This is a genomic window from Myxococcales bacterium, assembly GCA_016706225.1.
Lineage (GTDB): Bacteria > Myxococcota_A > Polyangia > Polyangiales > Polyangiaceae > JADJKB01.
The window spans coordinates 119,235-142,108 of record JADJKB010000005.1 but is presented as its reverse complement, the minus strand read 5'-3'; the positions used below and the strand labels follow the sequence as shown (position 1 = coordinate 142,108).

The window sequence follows — 22,874 nt, the reverse complement described above, 5'->3', positions numbered from 1 at the left end:
CCGCTCCCGCTCTCGCTCCCCTCTCTCCCCCTTCCCACTCCCGCGTGGCGCGCGCAATTTCGATTGAAGCCTCGGCTCTGGTCGAGATTCTGCTCCGGTCGTCGAGCTAACGTTTGACGACCGCGTCCGACTGGGGCGACGATTCCCGCCGCCCCGAGTCGCATGAGCGCTGCTTCCGCCTACGCCGAGCTTCGCGATGGGTCGAAGCTCGGGCCCTACCAGCTACTGGTCGCCGTTGCCCAGGGAGGCATGGCGCGGGTGTGGGCGGCGCGCCACCTGCCCACCGGTCGTCTGGTCGCGGTGAAGACGATTCGGCCGGAGCTGGCAGAGAACGCAACTTACCAGCGGCTCTTCTCGGATGAGGCTCGGTTCGCCGCTGCCGTGCGCCACCCCAATGTGTGTGAGGTGTTCGGCCTGAGTGAAGCCGGTGGTGTGCTCTTCATCGCGATGGAATGGGTCGAGGGCGAGAGTCTGGCGCGCATCCTGAAGCCGACGCGCGACGATCCGGTGCGGCCGGTGGACCCGCGCATCGCAGCAAGGATCATCGCCGAGTGCGCCGAGGCACTGCACGCCGCCCACGAGGTGAGGGCGGAAGACGGCAGCCTGGTGCGCATCGTGCACGCCGACGTGTCACCTCAGAATCTGATGCTCACCACTTCCGGCCAGGCAAAACTCGTCGATTTCGGCGTGGCCCGCGCCGTCGCCAGCCGAAAGCCCGGAGACTTTCCGCAGCTCGACGGCAAGGCGGCCTACATGGCGCCGGAGCACGCGGCGGGCAAACGCCTGAGTCGCCTCTCGGACGTCTTCACGCTGGGTGTCTGCCTGTACGAGATCTCGACCGGCGTCCGCCCGTTCGCCACGGGCAACCGGGAGGCCACCATCGAGCGCCTGCTCAAGGGTGAGTTCCCGCCCCCGAGCGACGTCGTGCCGGACTATCCCACGGCCCTCGAGCGGGTCTTGCGCCGCGCGATGGCCATGGAACCCGCTCACCGATACCCGTCGGCGCTGCGTCTGAAAGCAGCGCTGGAAGAGTTCATCACCTACTCCGGTCCGGCACTCGGCGCCGCCGACCTGGCCGAGTTCGTGATCCAGCGTGCCGGCGCCATCATCTCGGAGCGAGAGACGGTGATCAGAAATAGCCTGAGCGGGCGCTAGACTCGACTTGGGCGGTCTTGTGATGATCAGATCGCGATCGTCATGGGCAGCGAAAACCTCGGCCCTTGACTACATGGGCTCGTCGCCCTCGTAGTCGCCGTCCGGCTCCACGAAGATGCGTTTCATCTGCGGGATCCCGGCGCGCACCCGGCCCTCGAGGTCGTCGATGACTCGTTCGCACTCGGCGATGGTCATGCCAGCTGGGAAGCGCACCTTCAGCGCCACGACGATCATGTCCGGCCCGAGGTGCATCGTCAGCATCTTGGTGATGGCCTCGACGCCGGGGACCTCCAGCATGATTTCGAGGGCGCGGCGCCGCATCTCCGGCGTGGCCGACTCGCCGATCAAGAGGCTCTTCGTGTCCCGCGCCAGCAGCACACCGATGCTACACAAGAGCGCACCGATGACGATGGACCCGACCGAGTCTGCAATGCTGCTGCCGGTCACCCAGGTCAGGATCACCGAGACGAGCGCGATGAACAGACCGACCAGCGCGCCAGTGTCTTCCAGCAAGACCACGGGGATCGTGGGGTCGCGCGCCTCGAACAGCGCGTCGCGAAATGACCTGTCCCCCTTCTGTTGCCTGAACTCGCGGAACGCAACGACGAAGCTGGTTCCTTCGAGCACGATAGAGATGGCGAGCACCACCACGGGGATGAGCTGTGAGCCCGGCGCGTGGGCTGGCTCTCGAAGTTTGTGGACCCCCTCGTAGATGGCGTACACACCGCCGAGGAAGAACAGCATCAATGCCACGATGAACGCCCAGAAATACCGCTCCTTCGCCCGTCCAAGCGGGTAGCGCTCGGGATCTCGCCGCTCCGAGAGTCCCATGCCGACCAGCAGCAATCCCTGATTGGCGGTGTCGGCGACCGAGTGCACACCCTCGGCGAGCATGGTGATGCTGCCGGAGAAGAACGCGGCGACGAACTTGGCCACTGCGATCGCGGCGTTGGCCGCCATCGCCGCAACGACCGCCTTCTTGGAGTCACCGTGTCCAGACATGACCGAGAGCCTAGCTCAGTGAGCGCCCGGCGCGCTGTAGCGTATTCCGCTGCGGCTCATGCTCTCGGGGCCGAGCGAGGGCGCCACCGCGGGCGTGATTTTCGCCAGGTCGCCTGCTGCGCTCAGGGCGGCGGCAGCACGGTGATCGCAACCCGCGCGCGGGCGTTCTGAAAAAACGCGGCCAGCGCCAGCGCCAGGCGCTTGCCGATGTACCAGCGCCGGAGTGGCACCTCGATCTCCTCGAACTGGCGGTCCCGGAACGGCGTCTGAACCGAGCGGTGGAGATCCCGAAGTTCGGCGTCACTCGGTGCCAGCATGGGCGCGACCATGCGATCGAGGTAAAGGCTCGAGCGCGCCTGACGCCGCAAGATGCTGGTCAGCTCGCGGCTGTCGATGCCTTCGGCCCGGGCCGCTTGCTCCACCGCCAGCGCCCCTCCGGCACGCTGGTACAGAAGGCGCCGCGCCGCGTCGGTTTGACGCGCGAGCTCACGCTCGCTGGGCTCCGGATCGATGCGCAGGCTGGAGAGCAAGGTCTCGGCGACGTGGCGCTCGAGGGCGGCACGTACGTGACGCTCACGGTAGGGCCGCCCGTCGCGCGCCAGGGCTCGATCGGGATCCGCCAGCGCTTCGGTCCGCGCCTCGAACGCCAGCGTGCGCTCGAAGATGAAGCGCGGAGTGCGGTTGCCACCGGTCTCGGGCGCGCTGAAGCGAACGACAGCGCGGTCGAGGAGCAGCTTCTCTGCGCGCGCCGCCGGAGCCCAACACAGCGTCGACGCGAGCGCCGCCAGCAGCAGCAGCCGACCTGGGCTCATTGGGCCAACGTGGGGGTCGGCGAGGACGCCTTGGGATCGTCGTCGTCCGACGAGTCGTCGGAGCGCTCGGAGTCCACCCCGGCCTCACTCTCTCCCTGCCCTTCTTTGCGGTGCGCGTAGGTGCGCGCGGCGCGGCGCGCCTTCACGAACTCCGCGAATGCCAGCACCTTGTCGAGGTCGCGCACGCCGAGGTTCTCCGCAATCTCGCGGATCTGTTTGCGCAAGGTCTCCGAGCTGCGCACCCGCCGACCCGTGAGTTGGTCCTGAGATATCGGCGCGGAGTCCTGCGCCGCGTCGGGCGCCACGACCGGGGCCGTCGGGCGGGCAATGGGGCTGAGCATGTGGGCGGCGAGCCAGGCTTCCATGAATACCCGCAGGCGCTCGCTGCGAAACGCAAACCAGCGTTCCCGCTCCGGCGCGTGGGCCATCAACACGTCCTTGAAGCGCCGAAAAGCGCCCTTTCCATCGATGGCCGAGGTGAGCCGATCTCGCAGCTCGTTCTCGTCGACCATGGGAATGAAGCGCTCCATCCAGCGGTACTGCTCGCGAGAGCTCACCGGCTCGACGCGCAAGTAAGTGCCGTCCGAGGCGATGCGCGAGTGCATCTCCGGGTCGGCGATGCCATCCACTACCCGCAGCACCTCCCCGGTCGTCAGGTGAAGGTAACTGTGCACCTCCGGCGCATTGTTCTCGAATGCATCTTCCAGCGCCTCCCAGTCCACGGGGACGTCACGCATTGCACCGGTCTGGTCCACGTCTGACATTATTCCTCGACTACCTTCCAACAAACCAGGTCCACCAGCGCCTGGCTCATGCGCTCCGAGCGCGCCGCACTGCGTCGCGCCAACCCGAAACGCGTGCCTCACGCTCGCTCTCGGTCATCACAGGGTGAAACGTTCGTTCCACCTTCACCATTTGGCTCGCCTCGCCGCCCGTGCGAAATAGTCCCGCTCCCAGGCCGGCGAGCATAGCGGCTCCACGCGCCGTCGACTCGAGCTCGCTGGGGCGCTCGACGACGAGTCGCCCGACATCGCTCTGGAATTGCATCAGGAGGTCGTTGGCAGCCGCGCCTCCATCGACCCGCATGCGCGCGAGCGGTTTCCCCAGGTCGTCACTCATCGCGCCCAGGAGGTCGTTCACCGAGAACGCGATGCCCTCGAGGGTTGCGCGGGCGAGGTGCGCTCGGGTCGTGCCCCGGGTCAGACCCGAGATCAGCCCCCGCGCGCCGGGATCCCAGTAGGGTGCGCCGAGCCCCGCCAGGGCGGGGACGAACGAGACGCCGTCACTGGTGGAAACGCTCTCGGCCAGACTCTCGATCTCCTTGGCCGTGTGTATGAGGCCGAGGCCGTCGCGCAGCCACTGAACCGCCGCTCCAGCGATGAAAGAGCTGCCTTCGAGCGCGTAAACCACCTCGTTTCCGATCTGCCAGCCCATGGTGGAGATGAGACCCGAGCGGCTCTGGACGGGCGCCGAGCCGGCGTTCACCAGCACGAACGCACCGGTACCGTAGGTGCACTTGGCGTCGCCGGGAGTGAAGCAGGCCTGACCGAACAGCGCCGCCTGCTGGTCGCCCGCCATGCCCGAGATGGCGATGCCATCCGGCAAACCCGGCACGCCAGCCGTGCGGCCGATCTCGCCGGCCGAAGGGACGATCTTCGGCAGCACGCCGGCGGGGACTCGCAAGAGCGCGCACATCTCCGCGCTCCACGTGCGCGAGGAGAGGTCCATCAACAAGGTGCGCGATGCGTTCGTGACGTCCGTGACATGCGGCGCCGCCTTCGCCGCGCCACCACCGAGTCGGTGAACCAGGAAACAGTCGATGGTGCCGAAGGCGAGCTCACCTCGCTCAGCGCGAGCTCGCGCCCCGTCCACGTGATCGAGCAACCACTCGAGCTTGGTGCCAGAGAAATATGGATCGAGCACCAGGCCGGTGACCTCACGCACACGCGCCTCGTGTCCCTCCAGCTTGAGCGCTGCGCAGCGCTCCGTCGTACGGCGGTCCTGCCAGACGACGGCCCGATGGATCGGACGGTCCGTCTTCCGGTCCCAGAGCACGACCGTCTCGCGCTGGTTGGTGATCCCTACCGCGCCGATCTGCTCCCCGCGCACAGCGGCGTTGGACAACGCGTCGCGCACACTCTCGACGACGCTCGACCAAATCTCCTCCGGGTCGTGCTCGACCCGGCCGGGCTCGGGAAAATGTTGGGCAAACTCTCGGTTGGCTCGGCCGAGGGTGCGTCCCTTGGTGTCCATCACGAGCGCGGTGGATCCGGTCGTGCCCTGATCGATGGCGAGAATGTGCAAAGTCACGGTCTCCGAGAGTATCAGGCCACGGCCCACGGGGAAGGGCAGGCGACCTGAGAGCAAATCCCGGAAATCCTTGCGCTCTCTTGTCGGCGGGGAACGAGGACTGTAGCCTTCCCGTTCGAATATGCCGCGCTTGCTTCTCGCCACGCCGGAAGGCCAACAGGTGGTCGAGCTGCGCGCGTTCAATTCGCTGGGGCGTCATCCGAGCAACACGATTCAGCTCTTGGACAAGATCGTCTCCAAGGAGCACTGCATCGTCGAGCGTCGTGGCAACGAATTCGTGCTCAAAGATCTGGGCAGCCTCAACGGCACCTACATCAACGGCGAGCGAGTGCAGACCGCAGGCGAGCAAATGCTTCGGCACGGCGACGACATCGCCCTGGGCAGCACCCGCGCCCGCTTCGACGACGGCTCCGGTAAGCCGATCGCACCACCGGTCTGGTCGCCGGTCCCTGCACCCGGCGCACCCGGCGCGCCGCCAATGACCCCAGCTGGCGCCGCACCCCCGGCGTGGCAGCCCGCCGTACCGGTACACTCCAGCGTGCCACCTGCATCTCATCAGCGCCCGGTGCCGATGAGCGCGATCCCGGCGACCACCCCGGCCAGCCCGCCGGGCATCCCGCGGGCTCCGATCTCGGTGCAAGGTCCGGGGAGTGTCACCGGCCAGGCGCAGTACCAACCGTACGATCGTACGCCGACGTTGGATGACCCCGAGCCGGTCGCGCTGCCGCCGCTGAACTCGACGCGCGTCGACATGAACGACCAGTCACGCGCGATCGGCACCCAGATTGCCGCGACACAAAAGGGGTTTCTGCCGTACGAGCAGCTGGCGACGAACACCCCGCAGCTGGCCGCCGACTACGAACGCCTGCGGCTGAGCCACGAGCTCTCGCGCGAGATCGCCATGGAGCGCGATCTGAGGGTGCTGCTCAACAAGATCTTGCTGACGATCTTCAAGTGTGTGCGCGCCGATCGCGGCGTGATCTTTCTCCGAGACAGCACCGGCGATCTGCGCCCGGGGGCGAGCCTCCGGCGCGATGGGACGGATTCACCGATCAGCGTCTCGTCGACGATCATGAACCACGTGATCAAGGAGCGCGCGACCGTCTTGACCCACGACGCGGCGATGGATTTCGCGGCGTCCAAGGGCAAGAGCATGATTCTGAACCGAATCAGCTCGGCCATCGTGGCCCCGTTGCTCCACAACGAGGACATCCTCGGCGTGATGTGGCTCGACAGCGAGACCCTGGCTCAGTTCCAGCCGAAGGACATGGAGATCGTCACGGCCATCGCCGCTCAGGCCGCGATGTTCATCGAAATCAACATCCTCGGAAAGAAGATCGAGCAAGAGATCGTCAACCGCGAACGTTTTAGCCGCCTGCTCTCCCCGAACATCGCGCAGCGGGTGCTGTCGGGTGAGCTCGAGGTCAAAAAGGGCGGCCAGTTGGTGGCAGAATGCACGGTCTTCAACTCGGATATCCGCGGCTTCACCCGCATGAGCGAGGGCGCGGAGCCAGAGATGATCGTCGAGATGCTGAACGAGTACTTCGAGGAGATGGTCGAGATCTTGTTCAAGTTCGAGGGCACTCTCGACAAGTTCATGGGCGACGGGATCATGGCCCTCTGGGGTGCGCCGGTGGCCCACCCGGACGATGCCCCGCGCTCGGTGGCCTGCGCCATCGAGCAGATGGAAGCGCTTGGACGCTTCAACCGCCTGCGGGTCGCCGACAACCGACCACCGCTCGGCATCGGCATCGGCATCCACACCGGCCCCCTGGTCGCAGGCTACATCGGCAGCTCGCTCGCACTCTCGTACACGGTCATCGGCGATGTCGCGAACACGAGCGCACGCCTGTGTGGCATTGCCACACCGGGACAGATCATCGTCAGCGAAAAGACGCTCGAGCGCCTGAACGGCAAGTTCGAATACCAGGAGCTGCCTCCGGCCCACCTCAAGGGCAAGGGCAAACCCTTCCGGGTGTTCAACATCATCGGCAACGTCGCCCAGGTCCAAGTCCCCGCGTCCGTCGGCTGAGCGCATGTTCGTGGCCTCTCGGCGTGACCTGCTCGGATTGTGCCTCGCCTCACTGTGGTGTGGCTGCGCGGCCGGCAGCGGGCGAGCCCCCCCCGCGTCGGCGCCGAGCCCCCTGCTCGGCAAACCGCTTCCGACCATCAAACGGCGCACCTTGACCGGCGAGTCACTCGACAGCAACGCGCTGGCCGGGCGCGTCGTGGTCGTGAAGTTCTTCGCCGAGTACTGCGCGCCCTGCAAGAAGACACTCCCCGCCGCCCAAGCAGCCCACGTAGCGCGCCCGGAGGTGACGTTCATCGGTGTGTCCGAGGACGAACACTCCTCCACGGCCGAAGACATGGTGCGGCTCTTCGCGCTGTCGTTTCCCGTCATCCACGACTCGGGCCAGGTGCTGTCGGGCCGATTCCGTGTGAGCGATCTGCCCGCGACGTTCGTGGCAGGCAAGGACGGCATCGTGCGCTGGGTCGGCGGCGAGCATCAGGACGAGAGCGCGCTCGGCGACGCCATCGACCAGGCTTTGCGCTGAACCACCGGCGCACCGGCAGACAAATGCGTCCCGTTTTCGGCTGGCGCGCCGCGTCGATGCTGGTCAGACCTGTTGCCCCCGCTTCGTTCCTCTTGGCACGTGCCCCCTGCCTCTGCGAGGCTTCGCCGCCCCATGGCCCACGTGTTCGCGTTCGAGAGACCGGTTGTCGAGCTGGTCACACGCGTGCGCGAGCTGCGGGCGCTCGCGAGCTCCGACGAGCGCTGCGGTCCCGAGCTCGCGCGACTCGAGGACAAGGCCGCCAAGCTGGCCGCGAGATGTTCTCGCAGCTGGACCCGATGCAGAAGGTCCAGCTGTCTCGCCACCCGAACCGCCCCTACACCCTCGACTACATCGGCCGACTGGTCGACGACTTCGTCGAGCTCTCGGGCGATCGCCGCTTCGCCGACGACGCATCGATCGTGGGGGGCCTTGGCCGGTATCACGGTCGAAGTGTGGTGGTGGTCGGTCACCAGAAGGGTCGCAACACCAAAGAGAACATGGTGCGGAACTTCGGCATGCCGAGCCCGGAGGGTTATCGGAAGGCTACCCGACTGTACGAGCTGGCCGACCGGTTCGGGCTCCCGGTCCTGACCTTCATCGACACCCCCGGCGCGTTCCCGGGCATCGAGGGTGAGGAGCGGGGCCAGGCCGAAGCCATCGCCCACGCCATCGAGGTCATGGCGCACATCGGCGTGCCGGTCGTCACGACCGTGATCGGCGAGGGCGGCTCTGGAGGCGCGCTGGCTCTCGGGATCGGCAACCGTGTGCTGATCCTGGAGTTCAGTTACTACTCGGTGATTTCGCCCGAGGGCTGCGCCGCCATCTTGTGGAAGGACGGCACCCGCGCGCCCCAGGCGGCGTCCGTCCTGAAGATCACCGCGCCGGACCTGCTGGAGCTCGGAGCCGTGGACGCCATCGTCGACGAGCCACCGGGCGGCGCACATCAAGATCACGACGACTCCGCGCGCCGCTTGGACCGCGCCATGTACGAGGCGCTGGTATCCCTCGACGGCTTGTCTCCCGACGAGCTGCGGGCCGATCGGTACCAGCGGTTCCGGCGCCTGGGTTCGTTCGTCGCTTAGGGCGTGTCCTCCTACTGCGACAGGCGAGCCGTGTGAACAGGCGCGGCTGCGGCGGAGAACGTGCAATGCTTGGTAGCATGCCGCGCGCCGTACGCTGGGTCCTCGCTGGGCTCTTCGCGCTGCAGTTCTTCACGCTCGACTTGGTGCTGCGCGGCCCGCGCCTCAGCCTGCTCAGCGGGCTCTCGAGTGTGCTCGCCTGGGGTGGCCTCGCCCTGGCGGCGCGGCCGGCATGGTCCAAGCTGGCGCTCGCGCTGCTGGCCGGCGTGCTGCTGGCCTTGCAGCTGTCGTTCTTCCGGCACTACCACACGTTTCTGGACGTGGACGCGGCGCGGGCCGCACGGCGCATGTGGACCGACGTCGCCCCGGTCGTCTGGGCGAAGCTGCCGAGCTTCGTTTTCATGTCGGGCCTGCTCGCGCTCGGTGAGCTCGCTTGTTTGTACCGGGCCGCGGTCTGGGCGCCAAAGCCGGCGCTGAGGCTCGGCTTGGTGGGCTGTATGCTCCTGCCGTTCGTGAGCCCAACGCCCGACGCGACAGCGTTCGCGGCGGCGCGCGTGCTCGGCCAGAGCGAGCCCGCGCGCACGGCCGGGAGTGTGCATGTGGACGAGCTGCCAACGCGGCGCGAGCACCTGCCTCACGTGCTGTTCCTGCTCACCGAGAGTGTGCGCGCGAGCGACTACTGCGGGCTGCCCTCGCAGGCGTGTCCAACCGCGCCGGAGACCGCAGCCCTTCTGCCCGAGCGCATCGCGCTGAACCAGCTCCGGAGCCTGGGGAGCTACACGGCCATCGCCGTCAACGCCCTGTTCGCCGGGCGCATGCCACAGAGCACACGCGAACGGGTCGCCTCGACACCCCTCTGTTTCGACTTCGCGCGCGCAGTTCGGCTGGGTCGCCTCAGACCCCGCGTGCACTACTGGTCGGCGCAGACGGATTCGCTATTCGAACGCAGCGACGTTCGCGACGCCGTCGATTCGTTCGTCACCCTCGACGAGCTCTACGGTCGACGAGTGAGCGGTGTACAAGAGGTCATGGACGAGGGGGCCGACGGGCTCTTGGCCGACTACGCTGAGCGCACTCTACCCAGCCTGGATGGCCCAATATTCCTGACGGTTCACTGGTCGGGCACCCACGCGCCCTACTACCTGGACAAAACCCGTGCGCCGTTCACACCCTACCGCCGCGTCGCGATCTGGACCGGACTCGACGAACTGCACAACGCCTACAAGAACGCCATCCATGCCCAGGACGTCAGCGTGGCACGGGTGGTGCGCGCGTTTCTCTCGCGGGTGGGGAGCGAGCCGTGGCTCGTGCTCTTCACGAGTGATCACGGCGAGGCCTTCGGGGAGCACAAGGCGATCCTTCACGGGCAGAACGTGTACGAAGAGCAAATCCACGTTCCGGGCTTCGTGGCGTTCGGCAATGGCGCGCTCGAGCCCGCGCAAATCGAAGCCCTCGCCGCACACCGCGACGAGACCGTCACCCACCTGGATCTGCTCCCCACCTTGCTCGACGCTTGGGGAGTCTGGGATTCGTTCACGTTGTCCGGCCACAAGAAGCAGCTCGAGGGACAGAGTCTGCTCAGAGCCCTCGAACGGCCGCGCAGCGCCCTACCCGTGACCAACTGCACGCCGTGGTTCCCCTGCCCGCTTGCCAACTGGGGCGTGCTCGGAATTGAACACGCACTCGTGTCGCAGGCCTGGGACGATGGTTGGCGCTGTGTCGAGCTCCGGAGCGGCCGAGAGGGCGTGTCGATGCACGAAGCGGAATGCGAGCAGCTGGCTCAGGCGTCACGGACGCTGTGGCCGACCCTGCCCAATGGGCGCCCCAATCGCTGAGCGTCTCGAGCTGGGTCCCGTTCATGCCCCCAACGATCATGACGAAATGACTCGAACTCAGCGCATTCTGCGGCTTGCCATGGACATTTCGTCCGGAAAGCATTTCACTCCCGCCCCCGAGACGGTTGCTCGCGCTTGCGGATGCATGGGCTCGTGATGAGGCAGGACGCAGACTTCAGTTGGGTGGGCGTCGACGGTGCGCTCCACAGCGGCAACGAGCGCGAGCTCGCGCTCGCTTTCGCGTCCGGTGCTCTACCCGAGCAGCATCCGATCTGGCGCCAAGGCTGGCCCGCATGGTTGTTGCTGGCCGAGGCTCGGGCTGCAGGCCGCGTCAGTTTGACGACGGACGAACCGGAAGCAGCCTCCACGCGTCGAGACCCTCCGCGTTTCGAAGAGCCCGAGACGCCCTCTACTTCGCCCTACCCGCGTGCACCGGAGGCGTACCGGCCGCGCCTCGATCCGGATGCAACAGCCGAAGAGCTCACGCGTCCCATCGGTATCGCCGCGCTGAACGATTTCTCTCGTGACAGCGCCACGACGACGACTCCCCTCGCTCCACACACGCATGAACCACGGGCCTTCGCCGAGCGCCCGCCCGCACCCGGCCCTCACGCCTTGCGCGCGTCGCTCCCGCCGGGTGGTACGGCGCACACCCTGCCCCCGCCCCTGGCGCGGAACGCGACTCGGCGGGGTGTGCCGATGCTGATTGGAATCACCTTGGCTGCGATCGGGGCCGTTGCGGCGGCGGGCATCGTCGCCCTCGCTCCATCGGGACCCAACGGGCGCACCCTGCAGTCGGGCCTTGCGCTGCCTTCCCTTGGCGCTCCGCGAGCGTTTGCGCCGCAGCCAGTCGCGGTGCGATGTTCGATGCGGCAGCGGGAGAGCGACCTCGGCGAACTCTTCGCACCCGAGACCTCGCTGCACCTGGCGCCGGGAGCTCCGGGAGAGCTCCGAGTGGGCTTTGCACGCAGCGACAAGAGCGGAGTCGGGCTCATGCTCTCGCTCGGGTCACTTTCGGTCGTGAACCGCACTGTCTTCGCGGACCCGGTACACCTCGGCGGTGTCGTCCCGCTCGCGGAAGGTGGCGAAGCGTTCGCCGTCGATCGTTTCACCCGGACGGTCGACGCGAGTGACGCTTTCTCGCTGGGCATGACACCGGCCGGCTTCTGTCGCATCGCGGCGGATGGCACGCAGACTACGATCTGGCCCGGACAAGCCCGGGAGGTCATCTCGCGACCCGCCGTTCAGAGTGTGGGCACGCAGGGCTTCGCGGTGGCGTTTCGGCGTGGCGACGCCGAGCGCGGCGTCGTGCACTTCGGGTGGCTCGACTCGCGAGGGGCAAAGCGCGGAGAGCTCGGCACGTTCGGCGGTGTCACCGCGCAGCTTGAGGCGCCGAGCTTGGCAACGGATTCGAAACGCGCGCTCGTCGCGTACGCGGTCAGACAATCCAACACGGGTCTGTACGGCATCGAGCTCGGGCTCGCGGCGCCGGGGGAGCCACCAACAGGCCCCACGTATTTCGGCGGCGGCAATGCCAGCCGCGATCAGCGGCGACCCGCAGTCGCGGCGCTTCCCGGGGGCCATTGGCTACTGGCCTGGTCGGAGGGCGACAAACAGACAGGGCGCCGGGTTCGCGTCCAGGTCGTTGATGCGAACCTCCAGCCCGCAGGACCCCCGCTCGACGTGGCGGAACCGAGCCACTTCGTCGGCACCATCGCTGTCTTTGGCAGCGGATCCGCGAGCGCGCTGTTGTTCACCGAGCGCCGTCGGGCCGACGCCGAGGTTCTGCGAGTGGTGGGACTCGACTGCCGCTGAGCCTCGAGCGTGTGCGCGGGTTGCCCACAGGCGCCCACCAATCTGACGCATGCGGTTCGTCACGTTCGAAGTCCGCGCTGTAAGCTTGAGGCGAGCGCCGCGCCGAGGACCACGCGCCGCTCGAGGAATCGCCATGCGCTTGAAATTCGGCTGGACTCTCCTGGGTGCGACATTTGCCGGCTGGCTCGTCTGGGGCTGCGCCTCCGGCGGCGACGGCGGCGCGAGCGCGGGAGGCGGCCCGAACAGCGGTGGCGCTGGCGGAAGCGGCGGCGCGGCGACTGGCGGGACCAGTGCCAGCGGCGGAACCCAGACAGATGGCGGAGGATCCGGCGGGACCAGCGCCAGCGGCGGAACTGGCGGCGCGGCGGGCGCAGCCGGCGGGGGCGGCAGCGGCGGCTGCACTCAAGACAGCGATTGCACCGCACCCACCGCGGTCTGTGACACCGCAACGAGCACGTGCGTCGAGTGCACGCCGACCACCGACACCTGCCCGACCGGCCAGTATTGCACGACCAACAACGGTTGCGCGGCGGGCTGCACCGACGGCACCGACTGCAGCGGTGCCAGCCCGAACTGCGACAAGGCGACCAACAAGTGCGTCGCGTGTTTGGCGGACACCGATTGCACGGCCGGACAGATCTGCGTGCAGAACGCCTGTGCACAAGGCTGCTCGGCGACCCAACCGTGCGTGAACACCGCGGAGACCTGCTGCGGAGCGAGCTGCCACGACCTGACGTTGGACCTGAACAACTGCGGCACGTGTGGCACCACCTGCACTGTGCCGCTGAACGCGAGCGCAACTTGCACCACCGGCGCCTGCGGCATGGGCGCCTGCATCGGCGGATTCTTGGACTGCAACCAGAGCCCGCTCGATGGCTGCGAGATCAACTCGGCCGTGATCCCGAGCTGCGCGTGCACACCCGGCGGCACCAAGTCTTGTTACACCGGGCCGGCGGGAACCGAGAACAAGGGCGTCTGCAAGGCAGGCACCCAGACCTGCGACTCGAGTGGGATCTTGTGGGGTCCTTGCCTCAGCCAGGTCGTCCCGTCCGAGGAGATCTGCGCCAACGGCATCGACGAAGACTGCACCGGCACCGCCGATGACGTGAAGGACACCGATGGCGACGGCTGGACCAAGTGCAACGGAGATTGCTGCGAAGACACCTCGCAGTGCAGCGTGCCCAATCTCGTGAACCCCGGCGCGTTCGAGTTCGCTGGCAACGGCGTCGACGACGACTGCGACGGCAACATCGACAACGCGCTGACAGGTTGTGATACCGGCCTGGCAAGCAACTCGGGCACGGGCCTGGACTACGCCAAGGCCATCGACCTTTGCCAGACGACCACTGAGACCCCGCCCTTGGCTCAGAAGAAGTGGGGTGTCATCAGCGCGAACTTCTACCTCGCGAGCGGAGCGGGCACGCCGAGCGCCAACGCGCGCTCGATTCGCAGCGGCTTTGGCAACAACCTGCCGCCCCAGCTCGGGTCGAGCATGGCAGTCTTGTCGACCGGCCGCGCCGCGGCGCAGGCCGCGCCGAACAACGCCAACCCCGCCTGGGCTGTGTTCCAGGGCGGTCAGAACAACGGCACCAACAGCGGCGTGCCGGCGGATTGGCTGGCGGCCAACGGCGGGAATTTCCCCAACACGCCGGGTTGTCCTGCGCCTCAGGGAGGCAACGTCGCCAACGACCCCATCATGCTGAAGATCCGCGTGCGGGTGCCGACCAACGCCAAGTCCTTCTCTCTGAAGAGCTACTTCTTCTCGAGTGAGTACCCGGAGTGGGTCTGCAGTGCGTTCAACGATTTCTTCCTGACCCTGCTCGACTCGACCTTCGTGCCCGGCCCGGGCGAGACGCCGAACCCGAACGACAAGAACCTGGCGTTCTACGACCCGGCTCCGGCTGGCCCCCCGTACTACCCGGTCGGGGTGAACCTGGCCTACGGCAACACCGGGCTGTTTCGGGCGTGCAAGAACGGCACGACGGGCTGCGGCGGCGGATCCGTCGGCGGGGTCACCAACACCTGCACCGGCACGACCGAGCTCGTCGGCACCGGCTTCGACCTCTTGAATCAGCCGCCGCAGTTCATCAACGATCTAGGCTGGTGTGGAACCAACAACCAGGCGGGCGGCGGGACCGGTTGGCTCAACGTGGCGGGCAACGTGAAACCCGGCGAGACGGTCGAGCTTCGCTTCGTGATCTGGGACACGGGAGATCCCTGGTACGACTCGGTCGTGCTGCTAGACAACTTCATCTGGAAGATCACGGCGTCGAAGCCGGGCACCACCGGTTGAAGATCTGCGGTTCGGCGCCCCCACCGAGGTGACCGGGCCGAACATTCGGGTCAGAGCGCTGCGAGCACCCGCTCCAGTTTGACAGCCACCTCGTCGGCGATCCCAGTCACCGCCGGGTTCGCGACGAGCTCGAACTGTTTGCGCGGGTTGATGGCCTGCACGACGGTGCTGCCATCGAGCTGGTACACGTCGACGTTGCACGGCAGGAGCACTCCCAGCGCTGGTTCCGCGCTGAGCGCTCGGTGTGCGAGCGCTGGGTTGCAGGCGCCGAGAATCACGTACGGCTCGCGCAGGACACCCAGCTTCGCCTCGAGCGTCGCCGCCACGTCAATCGAGGTCAGAACCCCGAACCCTTCGGTCGCGAGCAGCTCCTTCACGCGCTCGATGGCCGCGCTCTGAGTCAAGTGGGGGGTGGCACGCGTCAGGGCATATTCGGCTGGCATGCTGCGTCTGAGCCGGCAGCTCGGGAGATGGATTCAGCCGGACAGCGCCATGACCGCGTAGCGCACCCGGGTCGGCAGCTTCTGGAGCTCCGCGACGATCTGCCCGGAGCTGACACCCTCGTCGAGGTCTCCGGGCAAGATGCTGACGAAGGCGAAGATCTCCCGACCGTCACGCCGCGTGTCGGCGCTCTCCAGACTGAAGTCGATGGGATGTCGACCGGGCCCGGAAGGGTGACCTGCGTAGAGGCCCCGGCGATCACAACCGACCATGACGACGTTGTGGATCTCGGAGGCCAATTGCCCCATGTCCACCTCGTGTGCTTCCGGTACGAGGAAACCACGAAGCACGATTCCATCGGCCCTGATCTCGGCCGCCCGTGCGCCTTGCGGGGGTGGCGTCAGGTCGCCCCACACGAAGGCGACCGGGCCCTGCACGCCGAGCTCGCGGGCGCGATCCGCGAGCGCCGCGCCGAGCCGCTGAGCGGGCATCCGTCCGTCGACAGAGAGGGTGTGCACGCGCGGCGCCGGAGTCTTTTCGCTCGCCCGCCTCGACACCCCTGATGGCGAGCTGGGCTGCGGCTCTTCATTGCGCGCTGTCGCGCAACCCATGACCACGATCGCTGCCCCCAGAACCACCACGTCAACGCGGCCCATTTCTCACCTCCTCCGGGCCGCAACGGTCGAGTGGCTGGAGTTGTTCCCGGCCGGCAGCACGGATATCCGGCGGATCGCAGGAGCAGACCGCGGGCAGGAGAGCACGAGCTCGGCGCACTCTTGCCGGGGAAAACGCCGACTGGACGCCTGCGCGGCAGCAGAACCTGCCCTCTCCGATTGACTTCCATGCGTAGGCCGGGTGCCTTACGCAAAATGCAAGGTTATCCCCCCGGCGGTTACGGCGGTCCTCCTGGCCCCCCTCCTGGTCCTCCCGGCGGCTACGGGCCGCCACCGGGACCACCTGGTGGCTTCGCTCCTCCGGGCGGTGGTTTCGCACCTCCGGGTGGCGGCTTCCCCGGCGGCCCGCCCGGCGGCATGTCGGGCAAGGCTGAGGGCATGGTCGGCGCCCCAGCGATCGGCCTGCTCGTCACCGCCATCATCGGCATCCTCTACCAGCTCGTCAGCCTGCTGATGAACCTGCTCGGGACTGGGATCGGCGCGTTCGCCGCAGCGAGCGGTGACAGCGGCGGAGTCGGAAGTCTGTTCGGTGGGGTGCTGGGGCTCGTCTTCAACGTGATCTGGTTGTTGATGGGCGGCCTCGTGATCTTCGGCGCGCTGAAGATGAAGAAGCTGGAGAGTTATGGATTGGCCATGGCTGCCTCCGTGCTCGCCGCCCTTCCCTGCACGTCGCCGTGCTGCTTCCTCGGTCTACCCATCGGCATCTGGGCCATCGTCGTCTTGATGAACCAAGACGTGAAGTCGTCGTTCAAGGGCTGAGACCGGAGACCGGCGGCGCAGAATTTTCCCGGCCAAACCGCGAACTTGGAGCAGGTTACGAGCGCACTCGGAGGCGCGCGGACCCGTCCTTGACCAGCCCCCCGGGCGTCGCTAGGTTCCGGTCCCCCGTGGCGCTCGATGAGCGTGCGTGGGGAGCACCAGCAGCGGCCGAAGCTGTCGGGCAAATGGCCCGATAGCAAGCGCCGAGGAGACGAGACATGGCAACCAAGATCGCGATCAACGGGTTCGGCCGCATCGGCCGCTGTGTTCTGCGCGCTCTCGTTCAGCAGAAGGTCACCGACGTCGAGGTCGTGGCCATCAACGACCTGGTCGACACGCGAACACTGGCCCATCTCCTGAAGTACGATTCGGTGCACCGCACGTTCACCGCCGCTCCCGTCGGGCACAAGGACACCGGGATCAGCGTCGGCGGCCGTGACATCGCCGTCACCGCCATCCGGGACCCGAAGGATCTTCCCTGGAAGAGCCAGGGGGTCGACATCGTGCTCGAGTGCACCGGGCTCTTCACCGACAAGGCCAAGGCCGTTGCCCACATCGAGGCTGGCGCCAAGAAGGTGCTGATCAGCGCGCCGGCCAAGAACCACGACCTGACGGTCGTGATGGGAGTCAACGACGCGGAGTACGACGGCGCGAAGCACCACGTGGTCTCCAACGGCTCGTGCACCACCAACTGCCTGGCGCCGGTGGCGAAGGTGCTGCTGGACGAGTTCGGCATCGCAAACGCGTTCATGACCACGATTCACGCCTACACCAACGACCAGAACCTGCTCGATCTCCCGCACCGTAAGGGTGACTTGAGGCGTGCACGCGCCGCGGCGGTCAGCATGGTGCCGACGAGCACCGGCGCCGCGAAGGCCATCGCCGAGGTGATCCCGGCGCTCAAGGGCAAGTGCCACGGCACTGCGATCCGCGTCCCGACGGTGGACGTCTCCTTGGTCGACCTCACTGTCGTGACGGAGAAGGCCGTCACCGTCGCGAGCATCAACGCGGCAATGAAAAAGGCCGCCGAGAGCGGGCCGCTCAAGGACATCCTCTACTACATCGACGAAGAGCTGGTTTCCTGCGACTTCATCGGTCACCCGGCATCGAGCGCGTTCGACTCGACTCAGACCCTGACCATGGGCGACAACATGGCGAAGGTCTTCTCCTGGTACGACAACGAGTGGGGCTTCTCCTGCCGCATGATCGACCTGATGCGGCTGATGGTGAAGAAGGGCTGAGCGGCCCGCTCTTTTCAGCTGAGAAGGACGCACCATGGCAATGCTCGATGGCATCCGCTGCATCGACGAGCTCGAGCTCGCCGGACAGAAGGTCTTCATTCGCGTGGACTTCAACGTCCCCCTCGACAAGAAGACTGGCGCGATCACCGACGACGAGCGCATCCGTGCAGCGTTGCCGACCGTGGAGCACGCGGTAAAAGCGGGCGCCAAGGTCATCCTCGCCAGCCACCTGGGGCGTCCCAAGGGCAAACCGGTGCCTCAGTATTCCATCGAACCGGTGGGCGCGAGACTGGCGGAGCTCACGGGGTGGGAGGTGCACGTGCCCGATGACTGTGTCGGGGACGCCGCCAAGAAGGTCGTCCAAGATCTGCGGGACGGGCAGGTGGTGCTGCTCGAGAACCTGCGCTTCCACGCCGAAGAAGAGGCGAACGACGAAGCCTTCGCCAAGGAGCTGGCGGCGTTGTGCACGGTCTACGTCAACGACGCCTTCGGCGCTGCCCACCGCGCGCATGCCTCGGTCGAAGCATTGCCGCGGCTGATGCAGGTCCGCGCCATGGGCTTCTTGATGAAGAACGAGGTCTCGAACCTGTCGCGCGTGCTGGAGGCGCCAGAGAAACCCTTCGTGGCGGTGCTGGGCGGCGCAAAGGTGACCGACAAGATCGGCGTCATCGAGTCGTTGCTCGGAAAATGCACGGCCATTTGTATTGGTGGCGCCATGGCCAACACGCTGCTCGCAGCCAAGGGCCACGACATGAAGGCGAGCCTGGTCGAGAAAGACTTCCTGGCCGCCGCCCGCACCTTGCTCGACAAAGCCCGCGACAAGGGCATCGACATCGTGCTGCCCAGCGACGTCATCGTGGCGTCGAGCACCGACGCGGAGACCGGCACCACGGTCGAGGTCGGCAAGGTCCCCGATGGCACGCTGGCCCTCGATATTGGTCCAGCGACCCTCGAAGCCTTCAAGAAGCGTGTGTTCGACGCCAAGACCATCTTCTGGAATGGCCCCATGGGGCTGTTCGAGAACCAGGCATTTGCGGCCGGCACGAACGGCATGGCCCGGGCGCTCGCCGAAGCGCGCGGGTTCACCGTCGTGGGCGGCGGCGACAGCGCCTCGGCCCTGCGCAAGGCCGGTGAGGGTCTCACGCAGAAGATCAGCTTCGTTTCCACGGGTGGTGGCGCGGCGCTCGAGTTGCTCGAGGGTCAGAAGCTGCCCGGGGTCGAAGCGCTGCGAACGACCCGCGCCTGAGAGTGAGCCGAAACATGCACCGCACACCGATCATCGCCGGCAACTGGAAAATGTACAAAGGCGGCGGCGCAGGCCCGCAGCTCGCGCGGGCGGTCGTGGAAGCCTGCGGCGACATGGCGGGCGTGAACGTCGTCTTGGCGCCCCCGTTCACGGTGCTGGCAGCGGTCGTTCAGGCCGTGCAGGGCACGCGCGTCGAGGTGGCAGGGCAGAACCTGCACGCCAAGTCGGAGGGTGCCTTCACGGGCGAGGTGAGCGCCCCTATGCTGCTCGAGGCGGGTTGCAAGTGGGTAATCATCGGGCACAGCGAGCGACGCCAGTTGTTCGGCGAGACGGATGAGAGTGTGCGTGAAAAGACCGTTGCTGCCATGGCAGCCGGACTGCGGCCCATCGTCTGCGTGGGCGAGACACTGGCGGAACGCGACGCCGGTCGCACGCTCGAGGTGGTTCATCGCCAGCTCGACGCGGTGAAGAGTGTGCTCGCGGAGCGCCCGGGGTTTGCCACCCTCGCCTACGAGCCCGTGTGGGCGATTGGCACCGGCAAGGTCGCGGGCCCTGAACAGGCCCAAGAGGTCCACCAGGCGCTGCGTCAGCGCCTGCACGAGACCGGCGCCAACCTGGCGCGTGACACCCACATTCTCTACGGCGGTAGCGTGAAGCCCGACAACGCCTCGGGGCTGCTCTCCTGTCCGGACGTCGACGGCGCACTCGTCGGCGGAGCCGCGCTCGATGCGGGCTCATTCTCCAAAATCGTCGAGGCTTGTCCGTCGAGAATCTGACCATGGCCGAAATCCTCAAGACTCCGATCACCGTCATGCACATCGTTGCGTGCATCTTCCTCATGGTCGTCGTGCTGCTCCAACCGGGCAAGAGCGGCGGGATGGGAGCGATCACCGGCGCAGCTGCGCAGCAGGTCTTCGGCGGCCGCGGTGCCGGCAACATCTTGACCAAGATCAGCTGGGTCACGGCGACCATCTTCTTCGTCACCAGCATCACCCTCGCGTATCTGTCGACCTCGTCCGACGACTCGCTGGCCAAGCGCAACTCGAAGAACAAGAAGAGCGAGCCTGCGCAGGTAGACAAACCCCCGGCGCCGGCGAGCTCGAACTGAGAGCTTCCGCCGGCCGCGCCCGCCGAGGCCGGGGGGGCATGCGGCCCGCGGTTCCGGCCAAAACCGGTGCAGAAGCGGGGTAGCTAGGGTGGCCCGAGCGCGCACGTCGAACGCTTCGCGTCGGGACGTCTTGCTGGCGCTCGGCGCGAAAACCTGCGTCTCCGGCCTGGTGATCTTCGGCGGATTTCGCGCGCTATCCGACGACGACTTCTCACGCATCGTCATCGCTCAGCGGTTTGCCGAGGCTCCCAGCCTCGACCCCAGCGGAACCAGCTGGCTGCCCCTGCCGTTCTGGATCAACGGCGCCGCGATGCTGCTCTTCGGTTCGAGTGTGAGCGTCGCACGCGCGGTCGCTATCGTGCTCGGGCTGGCTTCCGTGCTGTCGGTCTGGTTGGCCGCGCGCTGGCTCGGTGCATCCCGCCCCGGCGCGTGTCTCGGTGCGCTCGTGGCTGGGTCGTTTCCCTACTCGGCTTGGCTGGGTGTGGCCGCATTGCCCGAACTTCCGAGCGCAGCGCTCGCGCTGCTCGGAGTCGCGGCGCTCAGCCGGACCGGGCGGCCTCGGCTGGTCGGCGCGCTCGCGTTGTCGTTGGCGTGCCTGTGCCGCTACGAAGCCTGGCCGGTTGCGCTGGTCTTCGCGCTCTACTCGGGGCGCGACGCCCTGCGCTCGCACGACAAACTCTACCTCGGCGCAACGCTGCTCGCGCTTTGCGGACCCGCGTTCTGGCTCGCCAACGGGTTATTTCGACACGGCAGCGGGCTGTTCTTCGTCAAACGAGTCAGCGACTATCGGCGAGCAATCGGCGCGGGCAATCGGGATTTCTGGGATGCGCTCGTCGCCTATCCGTCGATGCTGCTCAGGGCCGAGCCGGAGCTCGTGACGGTCGCAGTCGTGGGTGCGACGGCGCTGCTGTTGCTGGGACACCGTGCCGTGTTCGAGCGCCATGCCCGCGCGGCGCTCGCAAGCGGCGGGCTGCTGGTGTTTCTGGTGATGGGCGATCTACGCGATGGCGCACCGACCCACCACGGCGAGCGGGCGCTCATGACCCTTTGGTTGTGGCTGGCGGTCTTTGCCGGCGACAGCCTCAGCTCGGCTTGGCGGCGCGCTGCACCCCCCGCGCGCGCGTTGCTGATCGCCAGCACCGGCCTGATCACCGCGCCGGCGACCGCCATCGTCCGCCCGTGGTTCGGCAGACGGGACACTTTCATCGACCGCGCCGCGGAGCTCGAGGCGGGGCGCGCAGCGGCCATCACCGCGGGGCCAAACGATCGGCTACTGGTGGACACGCCGGATTTCGCCTTTTATGCAGTCATGGCGGGCTTCGCGCGGCCGAGCCGCGTTCTGCCGTTCTCCGATCACGACCCTCGCCACCGCGACGCGAGCGACCCGTTCGAGACGCCCGAGGCGCTCCGCGCGCGGATTCTCGCAGCCGGCGCGACCCTCGTCCTGCTCGATTCCCGCCACCACGCTGCCGCCGAGGGCATCGGCGTCGTCGAGCGAACGTTTGGCAAGTACGTCCTCGTTCGTGTGGCGAAAGCCGGGCCTTGATCGCCAAATCTCTGCCGTGGACTTGCAGCTTCGGCCGTCCCCATCGAAAATGACGGCACGACCCGCCGAGGCTGCCTCGCACGCGGACCCATGACGAGCCCCCTATCCACCCTGTTCCTCGAGAGCGCCCCGGCTCCGGGGTTCGAGCCACCCGACCGAGAGCGGCTCGAAATCGCCCTCACCGACGCGGCGAATCGGGGCAGTGCCGCCTGGCCCGGGGTCAGCGTCGATGCGGCGGCGTTTGCGCAGTTTCTTGGCGAGCGGAGCCCAGCCGGAGCGGATCCGCTGCAGACCCTGAGCGAGCTCAGGATCGAAGAGCTGTACCTGTGCTGCGCCTGCCTCAGCGGCTCGAGCGCCGCCATCAACGAGCTGGACCGGCGTTTCATCGCCGATTCCGGCCGAGCCCTCGGACGCTTTCGCAACGACTCACAGGCGCGCGAGGAAGCGCTGCAGCACGCGCGCGAAAAACTCCTGACGGGTGGAGCGGACGCGCCGCCCAAGCTCGCGCAGTACTCCGGCCGCGGCGCGCTCGGCGGTTGGATTCGGGTGGTCGTCGTGCGTACGGCCCTGAACACTCAGCGCGCCGAGAAACGTCACGTACCGCGGGATGACGACCTCCTGGCCACGCGAATTGCCGAGGACTCCGCCGATCCAGAGCTGCGAGTGATGAAGGCGGAGTACGCCGATACCCTGGCACAGGCGGTGGCCGGGGCGTTCCGGCGCTTGACCAGTGAGCAGCGAAATCTGCTGCGTATGTACGTGATTGACGAGCTGTCCCTGGCCGAGCTCGGACGACTGCACTCGGTGGACGCCTCGACCATCTCGCGCTGGCTGACGAAGATCCGCGGCCGCCTGCTCGAAGACGCCCAGAACGAGCTGCTGGAGCGCCATGCGCTGAGGCCTTCGGAGTGCGCCAGCGTGATGCGCCTGGTTCGCAGCGACTTGCACCTCAGCATCGCGCGATTATTGCAAACCGAGCCTGCCGGCACCGTCGAGGTGTGAC

The 22,874-nt window shown here is 67.2% G+C and carries 20 protein-coding genes; 14 read left to right on the top strand and 6 right to left on the bottom strand.

Going from position 1 to position 22,874, the window contains the following annotated elements; translation table 11 throughout:
• Positions 1 to 162: 162 nt before the first annotated feature.
• A complete protein-coding gene (locus IPI67_08455; protein MBK7580219.1) occupies positions 163 to 1,155 on the top strand; it encodes a serine/threonine protein kinase in 993 nt (330 codons plus the stop codon).
• A gap of 69 nt (positions 1,156 to 1,224) precedes the next feature.
• Here IPI67_08455 and IPI67_08450 read toward each other — a convergent pair whose 3' ends face one another.
• The 4 genes from IPI67_08450 to glpK form a co-directional block, all read right to left on the bottom strand.
• The gene (locus IPI67_08450) at positions 1,225 to 2,157 is read right to left on the bottom strand and encodes a cation diffusion facilitator family transporter (protein MBK7580218.1); all 933 of its coding nucleotides are present in this window, start codon (positions 2,155 to 2,157) and stop codon (positions 1,225 to 1,227) included.
• A gap of 122 nt (positions 2,158 to 2,279) precedes the next feature.
• Positions 2,280 to 2,969 carry a hypothetical protein gene (locus IPI67_08445; protein MBK7580217.1) on the bottom strand — a complete coding sequence of 230 codons (690 nt, stop codon included), beginning with the start codon at positions 2,967 to 2,969 and terminating at the stop codon, positions 2,280 to 2,282.
• Positions 2,966 to 3,733, bottom strand: a complete 768-nt coding sequence (locus tag IPI67_08440) for a hypothetical protein (GenBank protein MBK7580216.1) — start codon at positions 3,731 to 3,733, stop codon at positions 2,966 to 2,968. Before IPI67_08440 ends, IPI67_08445 begins: the two co-directional genes overlap by 4 nt.
• A gap of 46 nt (positions 3,734 to 3,779) precedes the next feature.
• Positions 3,780 to 5,279 carry a glycerol kinase GlpK gene (gene glpK, locus IPI67_08435; GenBank protein ID MBK7580215.1) on the bottom strand — a complete coding sequence of 500 codons (1,500 nt, stop codon included), beginning with the start codon at positions 5,277 to 5,279 and terminating at the stop codon, positions 3,780 to 3,782.
• A 121-nt stretch (positions 5,280 to 5,400) separates the two neighbouring features.
• Here glpK and IPI67_08430 point away from each other — a divergent pair, with 121 nt between their 5' ends.
• From IPI67_08430 to IPI67_08405, 6 genes are all read left to right on the top strand, one after another.
• Positions 5,401 to 7,311, top strand: a complete 1,911-nt coding sequence (locus IPI67_08430; protein ID MBK7580214.1) for an FHA domain-containing protein — start codon at positions 5,401 to 5,403, stop codon at positions 7,309 to 7,311.
• Between the two features lie 4 nt (positions 7,312 to 7,315).
• Complete coding sequence (locus IPI67_08425; GenBank protein MBK7580213.1) at positions 7,316 to 7,834, top strand: TlpA family protein disulfide reductase; 519 nt, start codon at positions 7,316 to 7,318, stop codon at positions 7,832 to 7,834.
• 56 nt (positions 7,835 to 7,890) lie between these two features.
• Positions 7,891 to 8,916, top strand: coding sequence for an acetyl-CoA carboxylase carboxyltransferase subunit alpha (locus tag IPI67_08420; GenBank protein MBK7580212.1), 1,026 nt, complete (start codon positions 7,891 to 7,893; stop codon positions 8,914 to 8,916).
• Positions 8,917 to 8,993: 77 nt separating this feature from the next.
• Positions 8,994 to 10,748: a sulfatase-like hydrolase/transferase gene (locus IPI67_08415; protein MBK7580211.1), complete on the top strand. Its 1,755-nt coding sequence runs from the start codon at positions 8,994 to 8,996 to the stop codon at positions 10,746 to 10,748.
• 156 nt (positions 10,749 to 10,904) lie between these two features.
• Positions 10,905 to 12,563, top strand: coding sequence for a hypothetical protein (locus IPI67_08410; GenBank protein MBK7580210.1), 1,659 nt, complete (start codon positions 10,905 to 10,907; stop codon positions 12,561 to 12,563).
• Between the two features lie 133 nt (positions 12,564 to 12,696).
• Positions 12,697 to 14,856: a hypothetical protein gene (locus IPI67_08405; GenBank protein ID MBK7580209.1), complete on the top strand. Its 2,160-nt coding sequence runs from the start codon at positions 12,697 to 12,699 to the stop codon at positions 14,854 to 14,856.
• Between the two features lie 50 nt (positions 14,857 to 14,906).
• On the opposite strand, the gene IPI67_08400 is transcribed toward IPI67_08405, so the two are convergent.
• Entirely contained in the window at positions 14,907 to 15,299 is a 393-nt protein-coding gene (locus IPI67_08400; GenBank protein ID MBK7580208.1) for a DUF302 domain-containing protein, read from the bottom strand.
• Between the two features lie 33 nt (positions 15,300 to 15,332).
• Positions 15,333 to 15,953 carry a hypothetical protein gene (locus IPI67_08395; protein MBK7580207.1) on the bottom strand — a complete coding sequence of 207 codons (621 nt, stop codon included), beginning with the start codon at positions 15,951 to 15,953 and terminating at the stop codon, positions 15,333 to 15,335.
• A 213-nt stretch (positions 15,954 to 16,166) separates the two neighbouring features.
• On the opposite strand from IPI67_08395, the gene IPI67_08390 reads away from it, so the two are divergent.
• From IPI67_08390 to IPI67_08360, 7 genes are all read left to right on the top strand, one after another.
• Positions 16,167 to 16,730: a hypothetical protein gene (locus tag IPI67_08390; GenBank protein ID MBK7580206.1), complete on the top strand. Its 564-nt coding sequence runs from the start codon at positions 16,167 to 16,169 to the stop codon at positions 16,728 to 16,730.
• A 218-nt stretch (positions 16,731 to 16,948) separates the two neighbouring features.
• A complete protein-coding gene (gap, locus tag IPI67_08385; GenBank protein ID MBK7580205.1) occupies positions 16,949 to 17,971 on the top strand; it encodes a type I glyceraldehyde-3-phosphate dehydrogenase in 1,023 nt (340 codons plus the stop codon).
• 40 nt (positions 17,972 to 18,011) lie between these two features.
• The gene (locus IPI67_08380) at positions 18,012 to 19,217 is read left to right on the top strand and encodes a phosphoglycerate kinase (GenBank protein ID MBK7580204.1); all 1,206 of its coding nucleotides are present in this window, start codon (positions 18,012 to 18,014) and stop codon (positions 19,215 to 19,217) included.
• A 14-nt stretch (positions 19,218 to 19,231) separates the two neighbouring features.
• Positions 19,232 to 19,993, top strand: coding sequence for a triose-phosphate isomerase (locus tag IPI67_08375; protein ID MBK7580203.1), 762 nt, complete (start codon positions 19,232 to 19,234; stop codon positions 19,991 to 19,993).
• 2 nt (positions 19,994 to 19,995) lie between these two features.
• Positions 19,996 to 20,325: a preprotein translocase subunit SecG gene (gene secG / locus IPI67_08370; GenBank protein MBK7580202.1), complete on the top strand. Its 330-nt coding sequence runs from the start codon at positions 19,996 to 19,998 to the stop codon at positions 20,323 to 20,325.
• Positions 20,326 to 20,413: 88 nt separating this feature from the next.
• The gene (locus tag IPI67_08365; protein MBK7580201.1) at positions 20,414 to 21,871 is read left to right on the top strand and encodes a glycosyltransferase family 39 protein; all 1,458 of its coding nucleotides are present in this window, start codon (positions 20,414 to 20,416) and stop codon (positions 21,869 to 21,871) included.
• Between the two features lie 90 nt (positions 21,872 to 21,961).
• Positions 21,962 to 22,873, top strand: coding sequence for a sigma-70 family RNA polymerase sigma factor (locus IPI67_08360; protein MBK7580200.1), 912 nt, complete (start codon positions 21,962 to 21,964; stop codon positions 22,871 to 22,873).
• The last annotated feature ends 1 nt before the right edge of the window (position 22,874 follow it).